Annotated in this window: 22 protein-coding genes; 11 read left to right on the top strand and 11 right to left on the bottom strand. The window is 70.0% G+C overall.

Annotated features, from left to right (window positions below; all coding sequences use genetic code 11):
• Together IE096_RS29575 and IE096_RS29570 are read right to left on the bottom strand one after the other, a co-directional pair.
• A partial coding sequence (locus IE096_RS29575) for an alpha/beta hydrolase (protein WP_506005077.1) occupies nucleotides 1-678 on the bottom strand: 678 nt, incomplete at its 3' end.
• 162 nt (nucleotides 679-840) lie between these two features.
• Nucleotides 841-1,860: an Lrp/AsnC family transcriptional regulator gene (locus tag IE096_RS29570; RefSeq protein ID WP_268248367.1), complete on the bottom strand. Its 1,020-nt coding sequence runs from the start codon at nucleotides 1,858-1,860 to the stop codon at nucleotides 841-843.
• A 133-nt stretch (nucleotides 1,861-1,993) separates the two neighbouring features.
• Here IE096_RS29570 and IE096_RS29565 point away from each other — a divergent pair, with 133 nt between their 5' ends.
• Both IE096_RS29565 and IE096_RS29560 read left to right on the top strand, forming a co-directional pair.
• Entirely contained in the window at nucleotides 1,994-3,583 is a 1,590-nt protein-coding gene (locus IE096_RS29565; RefSeq protein ID WP_189456931.1) for an MFS transporter, read from the top strand.
• A gap of 188 nt (nucleotides 3,584-3,771) precedes the next feature.
• Nucleotides 3,772-4,224, top strand: a complete 453-nt coding sequence (locus IE096_RS29560) for an iron chaperone (protein WP_189456929.1) — start codon at nucleotides 3,772-3,774, stop codon at nucleotides 4,222-4,224.
• 22 nt (nucleotides 4,225-4,246) lie between these two features.
• Here IE096_RS29560 and IE096_RS29555 read toward each other — a convergent pair whose 3' ends face one another.
• Both IE096_RS29555 and IE096_RS29550 read right to left on the bottom strand, forming a co-directional pair.
• Nucleotides 4,247-5,278 carry an alpha/beta hydrolase gene (locus IE096_RS29555; protein ID WP_189456957.1) on the bottom strand — a complete coding sequence of 344 codons (1,032 nt, stop codon included), beginning with the start codon at nucleotides 5,276-5,278 and terminating at the stop codon, nucleotides 4,247-4,249.
• 163 nt (nucleotides 5,279-5,441) lie between these two features.
• The gene (locus tag IE096_RS29550) at nucleotides 5,442-6,746 is read right to left on the bottom strand and encodes a glycoside hydrolase family protein (protein ID WP_373298224.1); all 1,305 of its coding nucleotides are present in this window, start codon (nucleotides 6,744-6,746) and stop codon (nucleotides 5,442-5,444) included.
• Between the two features lie 292 nt (nucleotides 6,747-7,038).
• On the opposite strand from IE096_RS29550, the gene IE096_RS29545 reads away from it, so the two are divergent.
• The 3 genes from IE096_RS29545 (at nucleotide 7,039) to IE096_RS29535 (ending at nucleotide 8,501) form a co-directional block, all read left to right on the top strand.
• Entirely contained in the window at nucleotides 7,039-7,881 is an 843-nt protein-coding gene (locus tag IE096_RS29545; protein ID WP_189456925.1) for a GNAT family N-acetyltransferase, read from the top strand.
• Nucleotides 7,882-7,946: 65 nt separating this feature from the next.
• A complete protein-coding gene (gene infA / locus IE096_RS29540) occupies nucleotides 7,947-8,171 on the top strand; it encodes a translation initiation factor IF-1 (protein WP_189456924.1) in 225 nt (74 codons plus the stop codon).
• Between the two features lie 69 nt (nucleotides 8,172-8,240).
• The gene (locus IE096_RS29535) at nucleotides 8,241-8,501 is read left to right on the top strand and encodes a hypothetical protein (RefSeq protein WP_189456922.1); all 261 of its coding nucleotides are present in this window, start codon (nucleotides 8,241-8,243) and stop codon (nucleotides 8,499-8,501) included.
• Nucleotides 8,502-8,580: 79 nt separating this feature from the next.
• On the opposite strand, the gene IE096_RS29530 is transcribed toward IE096_RS29535, so the two are convergent.
• The 5 genes from IE096_RS29530 to IE096_RS29510 form a co-directional block, all read right to left on the bottom strand.
• Nucleotides 8,581-8,940, bottom strand: coding sequence for a hypothetical protein (locus IE096_RS29530; protein ID WP_189456920.1), 360 nt, complete (start codon nucleotides 8,938-8,940; stop codon nucleotides 8,581-8,583).
• A 12-nt stretch (nucleotides 8,941-8,952) separates the two neighbouring features.
• The gene (locus IE096_RS29525; RefSeq protein ID WP_189456918.1) at nucleotides 8,953-9,813 is read right to left on the bottom strand and encodes a leishmanolysin-related zinc metalloendopeptidase; all 861 of its coding nucleotides are present in this window, start codon (nucleotides 9,811-9,813) and stop codon (nucleotides 8,953-8,955) included.
• A gap of 496 nt (nucleotides 9,814-10,309) precedes the next feature.
• The gene (locus IE096_RS29520; protein ID WP_189456916.1) at nucleotides 10,310-10,663 is read right to left on the bottom strand and encodes a beta/gamma crystallin domain-containing protein; all 354 of its coding nucleotides are present in this window, start codon (nucleotides 10,661-10,663) and stop codon (nucleotides 10,310-10,312) included.
• 170 nt (nucleotides 10,664-10,833) lie between these two features.
• Nucleotides 10,834-12,633, bottom strand: a complete 1,800-nt coding sequence (locus IE096_RS29515) for an asparagine synthase-related protein (protein ID WP_189456914.1) — start codon at nucleotides 12,631-12,633, stop codon at nucleotides 10,834-10,836.
• Between the two features lie 31 nt (nucleotides 12,634-12,664).
• Nucleotides 12,665-12,796: a lasso RiPP family leader peptide-containing protein gene (locus IE096_RS29510; RefSeq protein ID WP_189456912.1), complete on the bottom strand. Its 132-nt coding sequence runs from the start codon at nucleotides 12,794-12,796 to the stop codon at nucleotides 12,665-12,667.
• Between the two features lie 431 nt (nucleotides 12,797-13,227).
• On the opposite strand from IE096_RS29510, the gene IE096_RS29505 reads away from it, so the two are divergent.
• The 5 genes from IE096_RS29505 to IE096_RS29485 all read left to right on the top strand — a co-directional run bounded on the left by IE096_RS29505 (nucleotide 13,228) and on the right by IE096_RS29485 (nucleotide 16,657).
• Nucleotides 13,228-13,482: a lasso peptide biosynthesis PqqD family chaperone gene (locus IE096_RS29505; protein ID WP_189456910.1), complete on the top strand. Its 255-nt coding sequence runs from the start codon at nucleotides 13,228-13,230 to the stop codon at nucleotides 13,480-13,482.
• Nucleotides 13,479-13,928 (top strand): lasso peptide biosynthesis B2 protein, encoded by a 450-nt coding sequence (locus tag IE096_RS29500; protein ID WP_189456909.1) that lies wholly within the window; start codon nucleotides 13,479-13,481, stop codon nucleotides 13,926-13,928. Before IE096_RS29505 ends, IE096_RS29500 begins: the two co-directional genes overlap by 4 nt.
• Nucleotides 13,928-14,989, top strand: a complete 1,062-nt coding sequence (locus tag IE096_RS29495) for an ABC transporter ATP-binding protein (RefSeq protein ID WP_189456906.1) — start codon at nucleotides 13,928-13,930, stop codon at nucleotides 14,987-14,989. The genes IE096_RS29500 and IE096_RS29495 overlap by 1 nt, the downstream gene beginning before the upstream one ends.
• Nucleotides 14,986-15,852 (top strand): ABC transporter permease, encoded by an 867-nt coding sequence (locus IE096_RS29490; RefSeq protein ID WP_189456904.1) that lies wholly within the window; start codon nucleotides 14,986-14,988, stop codon nucleotides 15,850-15,852. The genes IE096_RS29495 and IE096_RS29490 overlap by 4 nt, the downstream gene beginning before the upstream one ends.
• Nucleotides 15,853-16,003: 151 nt before the next feature.
• Complete coding sequence (locus IE096_RS29485; protein ID WP_229820700.1) at nucleotides 16,004-16,657, top strand: 2OG-Fe dioxygenase family protein; 654 nt, start codon at nucleotides 16,004-16,006, stop codon at nucleotides 16,655-16,657.
• 49 nt (nucleotides 16,658-16,706) lie between these two features.
• Here the strand turns inward: IE096_RS29485 and IE096_RS29480 are convergent, their stop codons facing one another.
• Nucleotides 16,707-17,846: a carboxylate-amine ligase gene (locus tag IE096_RS29480; RefSeq protein ID WP_189456900.1), complete on the bottom strand. Its 1,140-nt coding sequence runs from the start codon at nucleotides 17,844-17,846 to the stop codon at nucleotides 16,707-16,709.
• 221 nt (nucleotides 17,847-18,067) lie between these two features.
• On the opposite strand from IE096_RS29480, the gene IE096_RS29475 reads away from it, so the two are divergent.
• Nucleotides 18,068-18,628: a 2'-5' RNA ligase family protein gene (locus IE096_RS29475; RefSeq protein ID WP_229820699.1), complete on the top strand. Its 561-nt coding sequence runs from the start codon at nucleotides 18,068-18,070 to the stop codon at nucleotides 18,626-18,628.
• Nucleotides 18,629-18,708: 80 nt separating this feature from the next.
• Here the strand turns inward: IE096_RS29475 and IE096_RS29470 are convergent, their stop codons facing one another.
• Entirely contained in the window at nucleotides 18,709-19,548 is an 840-nt protein-coding gene (locus IE096_RS29470) for a class I SAM-dependent methyltransferase (RefSeq protein ID WP_229820698.1), read from the bottom strand.
• Nucleotides 19,549-19,832: the final 284 nt, after the last annotated feature.

The raw sequence follows: 19,832 nt of genomic DNA, 5'->3' as shown, positions 1-19,832 counted from the left end.
CGAGGAGCCCATGAACGCCCAGCCGTCGCGGGACTTGAGCGTACGGAAGTTGGCGCGCATCAAATCCGGGACGTCCTCGGTCAGCCACGTGCCCATCTTCGGCTGACCGGGGATGTCACTGCCGTCCCAGTAGATGCCCTTGTCGCCGGGGCCGGGGTTGAGCACCGGCATGGCCAGCAGGAACGGCTTGCACGAACCCGCGTGGAACCATTCGGAGACGCTCTCCTGGAGGGAGAACCCGCCGGGACGGCCCATCCAGTAATTGCTGCCGTATCCCGGACCGCCCGGCAGCGCGATCAGCACGGGGAAGCCGCTCTTCGCGTACTTGGGGTCGTCCGTGTACTCCTTGGGCGCCCAGACCCACACCTTGCCCGTGAAGCCGGACTTCCTGCCCTCCAGGGTCACGACGCCGATCTTCGACCCGTCGCCCAGGGTCTCGGCGTTGGTGAAGGCGGCCTCGGGCCCGGTGGGCAGCAGCGTCCGGGTGTCCGCCGGCTTGCCGCTCACCGCGCGGCCGACCCGGCCGTAGCTGACGGGTTCGCCCTTGTCCGTGAACGGCGGGATGTCGAAGAAGCGCATCGCCGGCCAGGCGGCCGCCCCGAGCACGGCGACCGAGGACACCACGACGAGGCCGCGCCGGGCGCGGCCCGCACGGGTTCCGGCGAATCGATTCGTCATCGCAGAGCTCCGAATGGGGCCGACTGATCCCGAGAAGAACCGCCGCCCAACAGCCTAATGCGACACGCCCGCCACCCACCGTGATACGGCGGCCGTTCGGGTGACCGCGCCGAGCGAGCGCGCGAGCAGGCCCTCGACGCGTACAGGCAGCGCCCGCCCGCCTCATGGCGCGCTCGGCACAAAGGGCCCCGCTGTCTTGATGGTGCGGTGGATGGGTGCGGTGCTGGTGCCCAGAATGCCGGGCAGGGCGGCGACAGGGCCGGTGAGGTAGCGGTAGAAGGACCCGGCGTCGTGCGTGGTGATGCTGGCGAAGACGTTCGTCGGACCCGTCGTGGCGGCCGCGAAGGCCACCTCCGGGTGGGAGGCGAGCGCCTCTCCCACCGCGTCGAGGTGCGAGGGCTCCACGCTCAGCCACAGCGAGGCGCGGAAGTCCCGGTCCATGACCCGAGGGGCGTACTCCACGTCGAAGTAGAGCACCCCGGCCGACCGCAGCTCCGCCAGCCGACGGCGGACCGTGCTCTGCGACCAGCCGGTCGCCACGGCGAGCTCGCCGATGCTCGCGCGACCGTCCCGCGCCAGCGCGTCCAACAGCCGGCAGTCCGCGTCCTCCAGGGGGTAGGCCGGGGCCGGGTCGGCGAGCGGGGTCTCCGGCGCCTCCTGTCCGTCCTGCGGCTTCAGAGCGGCGACCTGCTCGCTCGTCAACGGCCCCGTCTTGGTGATCAGGCTCCGGTCCTGACCGAAGAAGACGTGCAGAAGGCAGTGCGCCGAGACGTCCACGACCCGGGGCGTACCCGGCAGCTTCTCCAGCAGCGTGTCCCCGTGCGGCCCCCGCGCCCGCACGAGGCAGAAGATCTCCGTACCGCCTCCCGCCAGATGGACCCAGGTGGTGTCCCTGCGCCGCACCAGCGCCTCACCGATCTGGGCTGCGGCGCTCGGCGCGCAGCGGATCCGTACGAACCAGGGCACCTCGCCGAGCCGCAGCGGATCGGTCAGCCCGAGGACCCGCAGGACTCCGGCGGACCGCAGCCGGGTGTAGCGGCGGGCGACGGTCTGGTCGGACACCCCGAGTACCTCGGCGATCCGGCGGAACGACGCCCGCCCGTCGACCTGGAGCGCGTGGGCGAGCATCTGGTCCTGTGCGTCGAGTGCCGGAAGGGCACCGCGCTCGATGTCGAGATTCACCACCCGAGCGTACGCGGTGTCGGATTTCGCGCGAGAGCGGCTCCTGGCTGGGACGCCGGGCCGCTCGCGGCCATCCTGAGCGGACACGACCGCGTCGCACCAGACGCGGCCGAATCGAAACGGAGATCCATCGATGCGCAAGTGGTGGCCCTTGGTGGCGGTATGCCTGGGCGCCTTCGTCCTTCTGGTGGACGTCACCATCGTCAATGTGGCGCTGCCACAGATGGCGGAGGCCCTGGACGCCCCCTTCTCCTCCCTCCAATGGGTCGTCGACGCCTACGCGCTGTCGCTGGCCGCGCTGCTCCTCGCCGCCGGCTCGATCGCCGACCTCTTCGGGCACCGCAAGCTCTACGTGTCCGGGCTCGCCCTCTTCGCCCTGGCCTCCCTGGCCTGCGGACTCGCCCCGAACGCGGGTGTCCTGGTGGCCGCGCGGGCGGTGCAGGGAGCGGGCGGCGCCGCGATGTTCGCCACGTCCGCGGCCCTGCTCGGCGCCACGTACCACGGCCGTGACCGCGGCACCGCGTTCGGCATCTGGGGAGCCGTCAACGGCGCCGCCGCGGCGACGGGCCCCATCCTGGGCGGACTGCTCACCGAGCACATCGGATGGCAGGCGATCTTCCTGGTCAACCTGCCCATCGCCGCCGTCGCCGTCCTGCTGACCCTGCGCGTCGTACGCGCCGACCGGACCGCGCGGCCCGAGGCCCGTACCGGCCGTGTCGACGTCCCCGGCGCCGTCACCTTCACCCTCGCCGCGGCGGCCGTGACCTACGGGCTGATCCGGAGCGCCGAGACGGGCTGGACCTCGCCGACGGTCGTGATCTCGTTCGCCGTGGCGGCGGCCTCCCTCATCGCGTTCGTCCTCGTGGAGACCCGCCTGGGACGCCGGGGCGGCCAGCCCATGCTCGACCTCGCGCTGCTGCGCCGCCCGTCCTTCGCCGGGCTCATGGGCGGCGCGCTGCTGCTCCAGGGCGGTGCCTTCGGCTGCCTGGTGCTCGTCTCGCTGTGGCTGCAGTCCGTCCTCGGGCTCGGCCCCGTCGAGGGCGGCCTGGCCCTGACCCCCATGGCCGTGGTCTCCTTCCTCGTCGCGGCCATCGCCGGCCGCCACATCCAGCGGCTCGCGCCACGACTGCCGATCGGCATCGGCCTGCTCCTGATCGCCGCGGGCATGTACCTGCTGTACGACGCCATGTCCGCCGACGCCACCGCGTCCTCCCTCGTCATCGGGCTCGCCGTGGGCGGCGCGGGCGTCGGCCTGGCCACCCCCGTCCTGGTCTCCGCCGCCACCGGCAGCGTGCCGCCCCAGCGGATGGGCATGGCGGCGGGCGCGGTCAACACCTTCCGGCAGCTCGGCATGACCTTGGCCATCGCGGTCCTGGGCGCCGTGTTCACCCACACCGCCCAGAAGCGGCTGTCGGGCCTGGTCCCGGACGCGCACGACGCCGCGTCCGCCCTGGCCGGCGGCCAGGCGCAGCGCCTCGTCGCCGCCGCGCCGCACGGCGGCCGAGCGGAGGCGCGGGAACTGGTCCACCGGGTGTTCGCCGACGGCATGCAGGACGTCTTCCTCTGCGCGGCGGCGGCAGCGGCCGTGGGCGGCCTCCTCGTCCTGGCCCTGGTCCGCCCCACGCCGACACGGCCCGCTCCGGGCGCGCCGGACGCGGCGGAGCCTGCCGGAAGCGCGGAACCGGCCTCAGTGGAGGAACCGGTGACCGCCGCCCAGCGGTGATCTGACCCGGAGTCGGCACTGCCGCTCATGAAGGGCGAACCCGGCCCGGCTGCCGGCGGGTCGGGTTGTCGGCAGGTCGGGTTGTCGGCAGGTCCGGTTGTCGGCAGGTCCGGTTGTCAGTGGGCCGGGATAAGGTCCCGTCACACGAGATCCCGGACGTCAGGATCCGACACAGGGGGAGGTCTGCCATGAGCGGCACCGAAGGCGACGCGTACGAGGGGTTCACGGCCGAGGAGCGGGCCGCGATGAAGGACCACGCCCGAGAGCTGAAGACGGCGGCGCGCCGCCGCTCGCGCGCCGACAAGGCGGCGGAGGCGGAGCGGGACGTGCTCGCGAAGATAGCCGAGATGCCGGAGCCGGACCGGATCATGGCCGAGCGCGTCCACGCCGTCATCACGGCCGACGCCCCGGTCCTCGCGCCGAAGCTCTGGTACGGGATGCCCGCCTACGCGCTGGACGGCAAGGTCGTCTGCTTCTTCCAGAGCGCGGAGAAGTTCAAGGCGCGCTACGCGACGCTCGGTTTCAGCGACCAGGCGAAGCTGGACGACGGGCCGATGTGGGCGGCCGGGTTCGCCCTGACCGAGGTGACGGCCGAGGTGGAGGCGCGGATCAGCGCGCTCGTGAAGCAGGCGGTGAGCTGACGCGAGCCCGGTGGGTCGGCACTCATCCGCCGGCAGGCCCGCTGCTCGCACCGGACCGCGGGGACGGCGTGGACTGCGTGAGAACGCGCCGAAGCCAGCGGAACCGGGCATCGCGAGCGTCCTGGCTGAGAGCCGCCCGCGGTGCGAAGGTGTCGAAGCCGTGGCACGCCCCGGGCCATACGTGCAGTTCGGCCCGGCCACCGGCCTGCCAGATCGCGTTGGCGTAGGCCACACCCTCGTCCCTGAAGGTCTCGGCCGACCCGACCTCGACATAGGCCGGAGGGAGGCCGGACAGATCCGTGGCCCGAGCGGGAGCCGCGTAGGGCGGCAGGTCGGCGGCACCATACCGGTCACCCAGCAGCGCCTGCCACGCGGTCGCGTTGGAGGTCCGGTCCCAGACGTCGAGGCCCGCCATCTGGTGGCTGGAGAAGGTGTCGTTGCGGTCGTCGAGCATCGGGCACAGAAGCAGTTGCCCGATCGGCGTGGGCCCGCCCCGGTCACGGACGAGCAGGGCGAGCGCCGCGGCGAGCCCGCCACCGGCACTCTTCCCTCCGACGACGATACGGTCCGCGTCGATGCCCAGCTCGGCCGCGTGCGCGGCCACCCAGACGAATCCGGCGTAGCAATCCTCCACCGGTCCGGGATAGCGCGCCTGCGGTGCCAGCCGGTACTCGACAGAGACGACAGCCAACTCCAGGGCGCGAGCCCATTCGCGAAGCAGCCGCGGAAGCACGGACCACGCGTTACCGCTGATCATTCCGCCACCGTGCATGTAGTACAGCACCGGCAGCGGCCGCCCCCTGTCGATGCCGGCTGGCCGTGCGCTCACGAGCGTGACGTCCGGCCCACCCGACGCTCCCGGCACACGCAGCTCCTCGACCTCGAAGCGGCCGTCGTCCCGGAGATCCTGGATCGTTGGCCTGGGCCGTGTCGCGGCGTCCCGCTCCTGCCGGGCCGCAAGGTTCTCCGGAGTGATGGGCTCCCTCACCACACGCCCCAAAGCCGCGAGGGCGGTGCTCAGTTCGGGATCGAGAGGAGGCGAGCCCGAAGCCACCGGGAGAGGGGCGGGCTCGGACTCCGCCGGTATACCGACGGCATTCAAGACAGCCCCTCCCGCCGCACGCGAGCATGTGCGAAATCCATGCGACGTAGTCAACCACTTCCCGGTAGTCGACCACTTCCCGGGCGGGAAGCCGCCCGGTGCCGGCTCCGCTCGCTCAACCGTCCAGCCAGCGCACCTCGTACGGCGCCAGTGTCAGTTCCCGCCCGTCCACGCCGGCCGTGACCTGCCGCCGTTCGGTGTTGACGACGAGCACGACGCTCTCGTGGGCGAGGACGTGAACCCGGGCCCCGGCCCCGGCCGCGACGGCTACCCGGCGGAACGCGGTCCCGGGTGGGAATTCGCGGGCGAACCGGCCCAGCAGCCGCGCCATGGGCAACCCCTCACCCCCGCCGTCCACGTGGGTGCTCCGCCACAGACAGCCAGGGCAGTCGCCCTCGATCCGCTGAGGGTTCCAGTAGAGGGCGGTGGCGGCCCCGCCCAGGGCGAGTCGCATCATCGCGGTGGCCTGCACGGCGGTGCGGTGCCGCTCGCTCCAGCCGTCCCGGCCGCCCGCCCGGTCGTCCTCGGCAGGCGGTTCGACGTACCACTCGGCCCACCACACCGGAAGCCCGGTGACGTTCCTCAACCAGCGGGTGACATCGGCGAACTTCTCGGTGGCGGCGAACTCGTCCGGGATCGTCCGGTGCCCTTCACGGGTGTAGCTGGCCCCGTCCACGACGACGAAGTCCGCTCCCACTTTGTGCTTGTTCCAGTAGCGGATGACATCGACGGAGCGCCGGTCGAGCGCACCCCACGCGCCACGCACCTCCGGTGAGCCGTCCTCGTCACCGGGCGGCTCATGGTCGACCACCACGTAAGGGCCGCCGACGAGACACTCCGGATTCTGCCGCTTCAGCTCGGCGTGCACGAGGTTGTACAGCTCGGTGTACCCCTCGTAGTCCCAGCGGCGCCTGTCCTCGTCGTAGAAACCCTTCAGCTCGTTCCACACGAGGAAGTGCCGGACGTCCGGATACCGGCGCGCGACCACGCCCGCGAGCCGCGCGAAGTCGGCGAAGTGCCGGGGGTCGGGAGCCGCCTCCAGCCGCGACCAGTCGGTACGCCCCTTCCGCCCGCCCTTCATCCAGTCGGGAGCGCCGCACAGGGTGAGGACGGGGGCCGCGCCGGTGGCCCGCATCAGCGCGACGCGCTGGTCGAGCGCCTCGAAGTCGTAGCGCCCGGGGGAGGGTTCGGGGTTCTCCGCGCCCCAGCCCATGAGATGCTGATTCTGCGGCATGGGCTGCCCGGAGAGCAGGGCACCGGCCCGCCGCGTGGCGTCCGGAACACCGTGGTCCGCGCTGTACTGGGTATGGGTGAACCCCCAGCCCAGATGCGCCCCGGCCTGATCGCCCAGCCCGCCGGACGACCGCCCCGGCTCACCCCCGCGCCCACCGAACAGCGCCCCGAGCCCCCACCGCTCCAAGCCGGACAGCGCCGACTTCCACACCCCGTCGTTTGGCCCCACGACGACCAGAGTATTCGTGATCGTCCGGATTTCCCACGGGTACGGGCGACGATCCCCCGGCCCGGCGATAAATGGGTTGGGCCGACGGATCCCCGCTGGTACCGTCTGGGCAGCCGTGAAAGAAACGCGAGGAGGTGAGACCCATGAAGGCTGTATCCGTATGGGTGCTCCCCCTTTCCGTCACGGTGGGCGATTGACGCAGGTGTCGCCGGGAGCGCCTCACACAAGGCACTCCCGAGAGGCAACACCAATGAACACTACGCATTCCACTTCGGGCACGGGCGACCACGCGGTCGCGGCCACGCGGATTTCCGCCACGCGGATTTCCGCCACGCGGATTTCGGCCACGCGGATTTCGGACACGCAATGGCACGCCGTGGAGGACGACCGGGTGGTCGGCCGCGGCGACGCTTCACGCCGACCCGACGGGCGGCTCTTCATCAGCGTCGACGCGTGGCACGACGCGGTCTTCGACCGCATCGCCGACGCGATGCTGACGGACCTGCCGACACCGCTGTACACCGTCGTCGACGAAACCGACCACGACTCGAGGTCCGCCTGGGAACGGGCCGGCTTCGCCGCCGCGCGCCGCGAGTGGGGCTATCTCGTGCCCACCGACCCGCAGGCCACCGGCCTCGGCTCGCTGCGGCCCCCGTCGGGCGTGACGATCGTCCCCGCCGGAGAGGCGGAGGAGGGCCCGCTGCGCGCCCTGGACCGCGTCATCCGCGACGAGGTCGAGGCCGCCGCCGGATGGCGGACGATGCCGGCCGAGGTGCTGCCCCGCCCGGCGGGGACCACCGTGATCGACCCGTCGAAGTACGCGGTGGCGCGGCACTTCGACCAGTACGTGGGACTGGTCCGAGTGGCGCCCCTGACCCGGCAGCCACGGATCGGGCTCATCGCCGTCCGGGCCGACAGCCACCGCCGCGGCATCGCCCGGGCGCTGCTGGCCCACGCACTGGGCTCACTCCACCGCTCCGGAACCGCCTCGGCATGGGCCGAGGTGAGCGAGTCCAACGCGGCGGCCACCGCCCTGTTCGAGAGCGTCGGCGCCCGGCGCGCGGCAGGCACCCTGGAGCTCGTCCGCCGCTGACGTCCTGTCACCAACATTCATTTCCCACCGAATACACCGTCACAGAACGGGAGAGTCGAGAGACCATGACCAAGACAGCAAAGGGCATAGAAACGGAAGGCACCGTCATCGAGTGCCTGCGCAATGCCACCTTCAAGGTGGAGCTCAAGAACGGGCACACGGTGCTCGCCCACATCAGCGGGAAGATCCGGAAGAACTACATCAAGATCCTCCCGTACGACCGGGTGCTCGTGGAACTCAGCCCCTACGACCTCACTCGAGGCCGGATCGTCTACCGATACAGGGCCTGACGGCCTGACGGCCTGACGGAAGGGTCCGGCCTGGAGCTCGAAGCGGACGTCATCGTCACCGCCACCGGCTTGAGACTCCAGGCCCTCGGGGGCACGTCGATCAGTAAGGTCGACCGCGCCGCCAACGGGACCGACGATGGCGTCGTCGACGAGCTCTCCTCGGGCTACATCCGGCGCGCGAAGGACATCATGCCGCGCCAAGGGCGCGACTTCCCCTGGCGGATGGTCATGGACTACAAGCACGACAAGAAGGTCCTGCTCTCCGACCCGATCGAGGACGGCATCCTGCAGTTCAGCGGCGCCACCGCCGGCACTCCGGTACCGACGTGAGCCGGCCGGCCGCACGCCGGAAGCGCCCGGACGGAGACGTCACCGCGGAGGACGACGACACGCGGCATCACACCTGCCGTCACCCGTCGTCCGGGCGCTTCCGGAGGTTCGCCCGTTCGACGGTGACGTAAAGCCCGGTTCCGGTGACCACGCGGCAGTGGTCGCCTTCCTCCCGAAGGAGGAGCACCGGGGTCCCGGCAGGCAGCATCCCATCGGGCTGTGGAGCCTGCTCGGACCGCTCGAACCAGTACGGGTGCATCTCCTCCAGCACATGACTGAACCGGTTGGGCGCCGGCCGCACGACGTTGTCCCGTGGAATAACCGCCTCGGATCTCAGGACGGTGGCATCGGGCCTCAGGACGGCACGCTTCTCCTCTCCGCGTGCTCCGCGTGCGTCTTCGCGCCTGCCCCGGGCCCGGTGCTCTCGCTCACCGTTCATGAGCGCTGATCCTCACGCCGGCGCGAGCAGACTGTCCTCGGGCAGTATGACCGGGATGGTGCGCTGCACCGTGCCGGCGCCGACGGGTGCCGCGTGAGTACGCAGTTCACCCCGTTCGGCCAGCTCCAGGTGGTTGGGCAGCGCGTACTCGTCGGCGGCCTGCATGTCCACGACGTAGCCGAGGTCGCCCAGGCTGCCCACCGTGAGACGGCTGAGCGGATTGGGGGCTCCGCCCACGAATCCGGTCATCAGCTCGTTGGCGAACACCGTCTCGCGCCAGTGTCCGTCGCGTGTCCCCGGTCCGCCCTGGTTCTCGACCGGTACGGGCCTGGGCTGACCCGCGCCCACCAACTTCCCGTACTCCTCCATGGCGCTCGTGCCACGGAAGACGGGGTTGTCGCCGCCCGCGCCCTGGAGCAAGTTCTTCTCCGTCCAAGGGCGGGTACCGATGCCGCAGACGTGCCCCATCTCGTGGGTGATCACATCCACCAGCGTCCCGTTGGCCGCCATCTCCTCCAAGTCGTCCGTGTCGAATGACATCGTGCCCTTCGCGGGCAGGAACGCACCGGGACCGTTGGCCGGTCTCAGCACCGTCGGTCCTGCTTCCCCGAGGATGTTCCCGGGCCCGTCGATCGATGTGCCCTGCGCCAGAATCAGGAGGTCGTCGATGACCTCGCCGTCGACGCTCACATCCGGCAGGTCTCCGACGATGACCTTCGCCCAGCGGTCCGCGGCCTTGGCGAACGCGGCCTTCTGCGTCGAGCTCAGCCCGCCCAGGAACTGTACTTTGATCGTGTACGGGGACGTCGTGGCGGCGAGTTCACGCGCGCGCCCGGCGTCGGCCCTCGCGTAGTGGGTCTCGTACTCGACCATGGTTCTCCCTCCTCCGGGGAGGAGTTGCTACGGCTGCGCCGGAGAACCACAGGAGATCGTGTCGATCGAGAGGCCGTCTGCGGAGTGCCCGCCCCATCCTTATAAGGCTCATGAAGCTCATGAGGCTCGCTCATAAGGGAACGAAGAAACCGCCCAGGGACCAGTCAGCCCATCCGGGTTCGGCAGGTTCCCGGCGCCACGCGCACTGTCGAGATGGTGTGCGCCTTGGAGGTCTGCTGCCCGAGCAGCAGACACCTGTACTCCACTACTTTCCAGGCTACGCTTGTTCGGGCGGCTGGCAATCCGCGTATCCGCGAGGTACGACGGGCTCGCCGACCCCCACTTCCGCGGCGGCGAGCCGGGTACGAGCGCATTCACACAACGGAAAACGCCACAGAATATCCGATGCCCGTCCGGGAAACGGCAGTATCCAGGAATGGGCAATCCGTGAAATTGCCCACCCCCGCCATCCCCGGAGAGTCGGCCCGTCAACTCGTCAGAGGATCTCGATGGAGTTGACCTTCGGCGGGCGGTTCGGGAAGGAGATCTCGTGCCAGCGCTCGATTTTCACCGAATCGCCATTGGCGTCGTAGTAGATCAAGTCGTTGTTCCCGGTGGAGATCTTGTCGACCCACCATCCGCCGAAGTCGGTCCTCCCGCGGTTGGCATAGCAGTCCACGCCCTGACTTCCGCCGTTGTGCAACCAGATCTTCAGAAAGTTCTCCCCGCCACGGCAGGGGATGTGATCGATGGCGAAAGCATCGCCGGCCGGCACGGTCATGGTGATCGTGGCTGCTGCGGCGAACGCCACGGCAGCGGAACGCACGACCTTCTTCGTCTTCGAGACCATAATTCCTCCTTAATTCGAATGTCGAACCGGGAGTTCACGTGGCAACCGCTGTGGGTCGCGACGTGCTGAACAGGCATCTCGATGGCCGCGGCCGGCGTCGGCTCGATCTGGGTGGCGACGTCAGCACCCTGCCATTCGGCTCGATACACCCGGGCTCGTGCCGCGCAGACCTACGTGTGGGTCGGGCAGGGGCGCGGCGAAAGGTAGGCGAGCCAGTGCTCGACGGCCAGGGTGTTCTCCAGGGCTTGCACCGTACGGGAGCCGGGCGTCAACAGCGCTGCGCGCAGTGGGGCAGGGTCGATCAGCCCGCGTTGCGCGAGCTGGGACTGGTCCACCAAGTCAAGGAGCTGTCGGCGATGCTGACGCAGTCCCCGGTAGAAGTCGGATCCGCTGCCGGCCTTGGTCGTGCGGCTCAGCAGCGCCGTGGGCACGATGCCGTCGAGCGCTGCGGCGAGCAGAGGCTTGTAGCGCCATGGCGTGCCGCGTTCATCCGGCCGTACCGCGAGGCAGGCTTCGAGTACCTGGTCGTCCAGGTATGGCAGGGCGATCCACGGTTCGACCAGGTCCTGCCGCATCAGGCGGTAGAGCTGGCTCGCCGTATGGACGCGGTGGAGTGCCTGGTGCCGGCTGCGTTCGGGAGCCAGGGGCTCGGCCCGATGCGCGGCTTCCTCCAGGAGGGAGCCGACTGCCTGCACCGCCCGGGGCGTCGCCCAGGGCGACATGCGCAGGGGAGGACCCCAGCCGAGAGGCGGGCTGGCCGAATCCGGTGCCTGGAGGAGATGCGCCTCGTCGGTGAGCCAGCGAGCGTACGTACGGCGGTCGGCCAGCCCGCGCAACATTCGGGACAGTGGCCAGCGGTAGTGGGCGCGGTGTCCGCGCGAGTGCCGCAGGACCAGCAGCGGATCACGGCGCAGTAGGTCTCGGAGGTAACTGGGCGGTGCCTGGAGCACTTCGTCGCCGCCGTGACCGGCCAAGTGAACCGTGACGCGGTGACGGGCGTACCGCTGGGCACAGACGTCGAGGACGGCGCGGCTCCGCAGGAGCAGCGAGGGAGCATCGGTCACCGAAGGCGCCTGCTCGAGCGCGGCGTACTGGGCGGGCAACGCCTGCGAGTGGAGGACGAGCCGGGTGGCAAGCGGAAGACTGAGCGCCGCGCGGTCGGCCCAGAGGACGTCGTCATTGCTCGGGTCGCGCAGCTGTACCGTCATCGTCACGAGGCGGGCGGCGCCGAAGCGATGTGCGAGGAAACACAGCGAGGTGGAGTCCAGCCCTCCGGACAGGTCGCAACCGAGTGGCTGCCCGGCCCCGAGCGTGTTCACCCTTGCGCTGACGGCCGCCGATAGAGCGTCTCGCACCGCCGGTGCCCCCTCGGCGAGAGACCGCACCGGAGCGGGCGGCTGCCACCACCTGAGTACTCGGGCCCGCCCGTCCGGTGTGATCAGCAGGGCGCTGCCCGGCGCGAGGGCCTCGATCCGCCGCCAAGGGGAGCGGACGTTCAGCGGGTGGGGCAGCTCGGACGTGAGCAATGAGGCCGCGAGCCAGCGATCGTCCAGTCCGGCTCCCGTCAACTCCGCGAGAACATCGGCCCGGTCGGCGGCGACCGTCGCCCCTTGCCACGTGGTGCGGTAGACCCGGCGCAGTCCGGAAGCCGTGCCCTGGACGCGCACATGGCCGTTGACCGACAGCGCCATGTGCGCACTTCCCGGCAGCGCGTCGGTCGGGAAGCTCAAGCCCCTCGGCCCTCTCGCGCGCTGGGCCAGCTGCATGAGGTGGCCGGCGGTCCCCGGGCTCTGCCCGAGCACCGCCAGCCGTTGATCGCCAGCCGTGAGAACGGTGCAATGCCCCGCCGGCATCCGCCCGATCAGCCACGGACGACCGGAGGCGTGCGAGGCGAGCAAGGCCGCCCCACTCAGCATCCTGGGAACGGTCTGGACCGCGACGCAATCCGGGAGAACCACGAACCAGTGCACGGCGCCCCCACGTGGGAACAGGTGATCAGCCTTACTGCTGGGGGTTGAAATGACCGAAAATCGGTTCCTGGAGTTCGCCGGTCCCGCCGCGGGTCTTCTCGGCGAAATACCCGGCTTCCATCAGCGTCGGCGGCTCGTACAGAACCTCGGTGCGCTCGTCCATGGAAAACACCTCCTGGTTCGGCGTCACGAGACGGTCTCGTCTGCCTGTAGCGCACTGTCCGCCTTTTTCGCGAGAAAACCATGGCGTGCCCTGGAAATCCCTCGAAAGGGTTACGAGTGCGTGAAAGGTGAGATCCGGTGGGGGCTTTGTGTCGCGTATGGCGGTTCGGATCGCTCAGCCCACCAGGGGGAGGAATGCTGACGAGGGATCTCTCTCATTGGCTCTGCCTTCTACGTGATCGGCATACGCCTGAGACCGCCTGCTCCGAAACGCAAACCGGTTCCCTGGACTCCACGACTCCTGAGTTCACTGGAGCACCTGGAAGCTGAGCCATTCGGGTGACATTCCGTCGGCGCTATTCAAAGAATCTTCGACTAACCGCACTCTCTGATCCCGGGACCCGAAAGCCTCGGTGAGGAGGAGGTGGACGGATGCCCAGCCTGAGACAGGACATTTCCGCGGCAGCCGTCGAAGACGGCATGGTGTTGCTGGACGAACGCAGTGGCCGCTATTACCAGCTCAACGGCAGCGGTGCCCTCGTTCTCCGTATTCTGATCGAGGGCGGCGGCGAGAAGGAAGCCGCTGATGCCCTCACCGAGCAGTATGACGTCCCGAGAGACCGGGCGTTGGCCGACATCGGCAGAATCGTCCGCCAGCTCGGCGGCGCGGGACTGATGACTCCATGAGCGTGACCGTCGCCGTGGACAAGCCGCCACGGGTCCCGGTCCACCGTCGCCCGCTGCCCCTGCTCGCAGTCGTCGCGGGCCACTTGATCGGGCGACTGTCACCGCACGGGATCCGCGGCATCCTCACCGTTTGCGCTCGCGGCGCCCGACCGGCCAGCTATGCGGAGACGGGAAGGGCGCGGGCGAGGGTGGTGGCCGTCAGCGTGCGCTGTGCCGGAGAAGGCTGTCTGCCGCGGTCCATCGCGACGGCCTTGCTCTGCCGGGCCGGTGGTTCGTGGCCGACCTGGCACGCAGGAGTGCAGACCATGCCTTTCCGGGCCCACGCATGGGTCGAGGCAGAGAACCGCCCCGTCGACGAGCCGCTTTCCACCGCCCAAATGCAGCCCCTGGTCACTGTCCAGCCCGGAGGTAAACCGCCTCCGTCGAGCCCGGCGGAGAGCCCCTGATGCCTCCCGCCCCCCTGCCGACGGCTCAGCCGACGATTGTGGCCCGTGGCCTGTGCAGGTCGTACCCAGGAGTGAAAGCGGTGCGCGGAGTCGACCTCACCGTGTATCCGGGAGAGACTTTCGGATTCCTCGGTCCCAACGGTGCGGGCAAGTCCACCACCATCGCCATGCTGTGCACTCTTACCCGGCCCACCGCAGGCCAGGCGAGAGTGGCAGGAGCGGACATCACGGAGGATCCCGGCACGGTACGCCGCCGCATGGGACTGGTTTTCCAGGAACTCACCGTCGACGGAGAGCTCACAGCGAACGAAAACCTGCGGTTCCACGCCGATCTCTACGGTCTGCCGAAACGCGTCGCACGCGCCAGAACGACGGAAATGCTCGATCTGGTGGGTCTGGCCGATCGCCGGAACAGTCTTGTCCGTACCTTCTCCGGCGGCATGAAACGCCGGCTGGAGATCGCCCGGGGCCTGCTGCACTCACCGCAGGTGCTGTTCCTGGACGAACCCACCATTGGCCTGGACCCGCTGTCCCGGGCACAGCTGTGGGAGCACCTGCACCACGTTCGCAAAGAGCAGGCCGTCACTCTTTTCCTGACCACTCATTACCTGGACGAGGCCGAGCATTGCGACAGGATCGCCATCATGGACGACGGCCGCATCGTCACCGAGGGAACGCCGGCGGCGCTCAAAGCAGCGATCGGCACGGACCGAATCCGCCTCCACACCACTGATGACCGAGCGGCGGCGACCGCTCTGCGCCGGCGATTCGGCCTCGACGCCACTGCCGGACCCGACGGACTGTGCACCCAAGTGCCCGACGGCGCGGCCTTCGTACCGGCCCTGTGCGCGCACCTCGGCGTGCCGGTCCTGTCGATCACTGTGACCAGCCCCAGCCTCGACGACGTCTTCCTGCGATACACCGGACGGACCATCCACGACGCCGAAAAGCGCTCCGTCCGGCAGACACCCCCGGCACCCCCACTGTCACGACACCCACGGAGACCTTGGAGAGCACGAAAGCCACGAGATCCAGGAATTCCACGGAGCCAAGCACCATGACCACGACCGCTCAAGCTCTCCACATCACCACCTCGGAGCCGCCGCCCCCGGTCAAGCGGAGACTCACCGGAGAACTACGCGCCGTAAAGGTCGTCTGGCAGCGCGAAATGATCCGCTTCATGCGCAACCGGAGCCTGATGGCCATGAACCTGCTGCAACCGGCCCTCACGTTGCTGGTACTCGGGACAGGGCTCAACGCGCTCGTCACCACCCCCACCGGGACCGGTGACTACCGTGCGTACCTCTTCCCCGGCGTGCTGGTGATGACCGTGCAGATGCCCGCCGTCGCCACCGGCGCGTCCATCATCTGGGACTGCGAGACCGGCTTCCTGCGCGAAATGCTCGTCGCCCCGGTCCGGCGCAGCAGCCTGCTCCTGGGCAAATGCCTGGGCGGAGCGACCGTGGCGAGCTGCCAGGGCCTCGTCGTCCTCAGCCTCGCCTGGACCGCTCATGTGCCCTACCGGCCGGCCCTGATCGCCACCCTCATCGGAGAGCTGGCCATCACCGCACTGACCCTGACAGCCCTCGGTAGCCTCGCTGCCGTCTGTATCACCCGCATACAGACTTTCCAGGCCGTCATGAGCTTCGCCCTGACACCGATGGTCTTCCTCTCCGGAGCCATGTTCCCCTTGACCGACCTGCCCACCTGGCTCGCGGCACTCTGCCTGGTCAACCCCCTGACCTACACGGTCGGCCTCCTCCGTCACGCTGTCGCGGCGCATGTGTCAGGGCCGACAGCCGCCGGAGCGATCACCTGGCCGACGGGTTGGCAGCCGTCCACCGCCGTGGAACTCACGATCACCGTCACGATCGGCCTGGCAGCACTCACCCTTGCCGCCCGCCGCTTCTCTCGCCCCCGCTGATCGCCGGGGCCTTGTGTCCGCGTCGCGGGTGCGGGTGCGGTGGGTGGGAGAAAGGCGGACCATGGGGGACGTGGTCACCGGTAGGACGACACGCACGGTGTCGTCGATCGCTGCGGCTGGGCGGTCCCTGTCTTCGGCGGGGGCGTGTGCGATGCCGGCTGCTGAGGTGTGGGCGTGCCTGGGTGTGGACGCGGCGGGCTGGGCGGGGTTCGCTGCCCACTGGGACGACCTGGTGACCGACCCGTACGCGGCGGAGAACGGCACGCGCCGCCTGCGCCGCTACGGCGTCTTCTCCCTGACACGGGAGGGGCGTCTGGTCGCCCGGCCGAACGACGCGTTCGTGCAGCCGGAGGCGAGCAACCCGATGTATGTCGGGGTCGACCGGCGTTTCGAGCCGTTGACCGGTGCCTGTGCCGCTGACCCTCTGCTGGTGTCCCTGATCCGGTTGCTGGGACAGTTGGCCGCGCGTCTGGAGGACCGTGACGAGTGGGTGGTTCAGGTGCACCCGTTCCGGGTGCTCGCCTCGGCCGGTCAGGACGGGCAGGCCACTCCCGAGGGCCGGCACCGTGACGGTGTCACGCTGGTTTCCTCGCTGTTGATCGGCCGTGAGAATGCCACGGGTGGTGAGAGCTCGGTGTACGACATGGCCGGTGCGCCGGTTCTGGCGACGACGCTGAGCGAGCCGGGCAGCCTTTTGCTCGGTGACGACCGGCATACCCTGCATGAAGTCTCGCCGATCCGCCCACGGGACCCGGCGCGGGGGGCACGTCGTGACGTCCTGGTGACGACACTCCTGCCACGCTGACCACCACAGAGCCCCTGCAGCATCAAGACGGCATCAAACCCTCGGCCGGTCAGTCGCAGCCGTCCGGGCACGTCTCCCGCACCAGGCCGTCCACCACCGCGCTCAGGTGCCGCTCGTGGGCCATCCGGGCTCGCTGCCGCTCGGCTGCCGAGCCGTGTTGCCGGAGCCGGTGGAGGAAGGCCGTGACCTCGTCCTCGTCGCCGTAGGCGCGCAATGCGGGGCGTATGTGGTCGACGAGCCTTTGTGCCTGTGCCGAGGAGGGCAGCACGTGGCCGGTGAGTGCGTCCATGCCCTGGCCCGGCCAGCCGTCCCGCGCGGCGCGCCAGTAGGCCGCGCGCAGCAGTTCCGCGCCGACGCGGGGGCCGGGATCGTCGTCCGCCACGCTGGATGCCGAAGTGGTGACGAGGGCGCGGATGATCAGGGTCATGGCCACGGCGTCGTCGGTGTCGGGCAGTACGTCCATGGTTCGCACCTCCAGGGTGGGCAGGTGCGGGTTGGGCCGTACGTCCCAGAACGGCATGCCGGGCTCCAGCATCGCCTCGGTGGCGGCCATCGCGGTGGCGAGGCGCTCGTATTCGTCCAGCGACGCGGCGTACGGTGGCGGGCCCAGGCAGGGGAAGCAGCCGCGGATCACCGCGCGCCAGCTGGCGTAGCCGGTGTCCCGGCCGCGGTGGTAGGGCGAGTTGGCGCTCATGGCCACCAGGAGTGGCAGCCAGGGCCGCAGGTGGTTGCTCACCAGGACGGCCGTCTCCCGGTCGGGCAGGTGTACGTGTGCGTGGAGGGCGCACAGCACGAATTCGTCGAGCAGCCTGCGGTACTGCAGGAGTCCGGCGCGGTAGCGGGGGTGGTCACCGATGTCCGCACCCGTCGTGCCGGTACCGCTGTCCTCGGCGAGGACCGGTGTGCCGGACGCGCACAGACGCAGGCCCTCGGCTCGCGCCGCGGCCGCCAGGGCCGCCCGCACACGACGCAGCTCCCCGCGCAGCTCCTGCGGGCCGGGGCAGGGTGGTGTCCTGCCCTCGACCTGGAACTCCGTGAACTCTCCGGAGACACCTCCCCGCACCACTGCCGAGGCACGTGCGACCACCCGCGCGCCGGCCGCCACCAGGCGGCGGCTGCCGGGATGGACGAGGAAGAACTCCTCTTCCACTCCGATCGAGGGTGGCTCCTCCGCAGGGTGAGGGTGCACGGCTCCAGGATCACCTGCCCTCACGGAGTTGTCGCCCTCACACCGGCGGCTGTGCGGCGGAAGCCGCGATCGGGACCGGCCGTCACCCGTCTCCCTTTACGAACCGTTGACCCGGCTGGCCCACCCGGGCCGCCGCCCGGTTCGAGCGGAGCACGGATCATGACAGTGTGGACGGACACCCGGATCCCAGTGGTGGGGCTGAGCCCTCGGACGTACTCGACGTGGCGCCGACGCCCCGGACGGCGGTGGCGTGGCTGCCACCGCGGGAGCTCTGGCCGCCGATCCAGGACATCCGTTGGGAGCACGATCCGCAGGTGCGGCGGTGGCCGCCGCACGTGAATCTGTTGTTCGGCTTCGTGCCGGAGGAGGAGTTCGCGCGGGCTGTGCCGCTGCTGTCCGCCGCGGTGGCGGAGAGCGCGGTGTTCACGGTGCGTCTGGCGGGTGTGCGGTATTTCCGGCACCGGTCCTACGCGACGGTGTGGCTCGACCCGGCCGCGGCGGACCCGGCAGCGTGGGCCCGGCTCCACCGGGCGCTGGTGTTGCGATTCCCGCTGTGTCGCGGTCGTGGTGGCCGCTTCACCCCGCACCTGTCGCTCGGCCGCACCCGGGACCCGCGGCGGTTGGCCGCCGAGTGTGCCGTCCGGCTCGGTGGAATGTCCGCGGTGGTCGAGGAGGTGGTCCTGCTCTCCCGGCGCGGTGAGGGGCCGATGCGGCCGCGTGCTGTGATCAGGCTGGGTACGGGCGAGGTCCGCCGGACACAGGATCACCAGCAGGATTACTAGAAGGCACGGGCCGCGCGAGCCGGGGGCTGCCGGAGGCCGCCCCGGGGGGCGGTTCTGCGGGGGAGCGGTGTGACGGTTGTTCAGTCCGCAGGACGGGTGGCTGTGATGACGTAGTAGTCGAGGATGCCTTCCTCATGGACGCGGAGGAAGTTACGGGGCCACGCGTCGGGTCCTGAGACGTGGTTGATCCAGCGGTCCCAGCCCTGCCATACGGCTGGTCCGATCGATGTGGCTCGGGTCTGTGTGAGTCCGGCCCGGGCGAGGGCGTCGACGACATGGGTGACGGGGTGGGCGAGGTCGAGGCCGTTGGCGTAGCAGTCGAGGAGTTCGGCGAGGCGTTCGGCGTGGCCGGGTGTGTCGTCGGTGGTGAAGAAGCTGGCGATCACCGCGTGCCCGCCGGGCCGCAGCACACGGGCCGTTTCACGCCCGAAGGCGGTCAGGTCGCTGAAGTGCTGGGCGGCTTCGACGCTGTAGAGGAAGTCGAACTCCTCGTCATCGAAGGGCATGCTCTCGGCCGCGCCCTCGACGAAGCCGAGGTGCTCCGGCCGTTCCGCAAGGAGACGGGAGTTGGACTGCCGCGCTCGCTCGATCTGTCGTGGGTGGATGTCCAAGCCGGTGAGCTGCGCGAAGCCGTACTCCTGGAGCGCCAGCGCGGTACCGGCCCCGGTGCCGGAGCCGACCTCCAGCGCCCGCCGCTGCTCGGTGGGCGGCAGGGCGTTCAGGATGTGCCGGTACATGTCCTGCTGGCTGCGGACGCGGTCCTCGTGGGAGAGGCCGGAGCCGATGTCGATGGCCTGCCAGTGGCCGAAGTTGATGAATCCTCCGGCGAATATGGGTTTGGTGCCGAGGTCGTCCGCTCCGTAGGCCTCCTGCACCGCGGGTGGGATCGGCCGCTGTTCGCGCTCGGGCTCGCGTATCAATTCCGGTGCCTCCTCGGGGCAGGGCGTATCGCCCTTCACGCATCAGATATGTGGCAGGGGAGCGGGTCGCAGTCTAATGACGCGAACGAGCGGGTGTCCGCCTGCCGCCGGCCGGTCCCCGCGCCGCCGCCTGGAGTCTTCGTCGTCAATGGCTTGCAGAGCCTGCCGTTCCCTCTCGGCCGACAGCCGGCGGCCCACTGCCGTCGGTTCGCAAGCCATCAGGGTGACGACCATCGGGACGACGGCCATCGGGCCCACGGCCCCGTGGAACACCGGGGCAGCGG

This window comes from Streptomyces abikoensis (assembly GCF_014648775.1).
Taxonomy (GTDB): domain Bacteria; phylum Actinomycetota; class Actinomycetes; order Streptomycetales; family Streptomycetaceae; genus Streptomyces; species Streptomyces abikoensis.
Note: the sequence above shows the minus strand (reverse complement) of the source record. Positions and strands in the feature narration are given on the sequence as shown.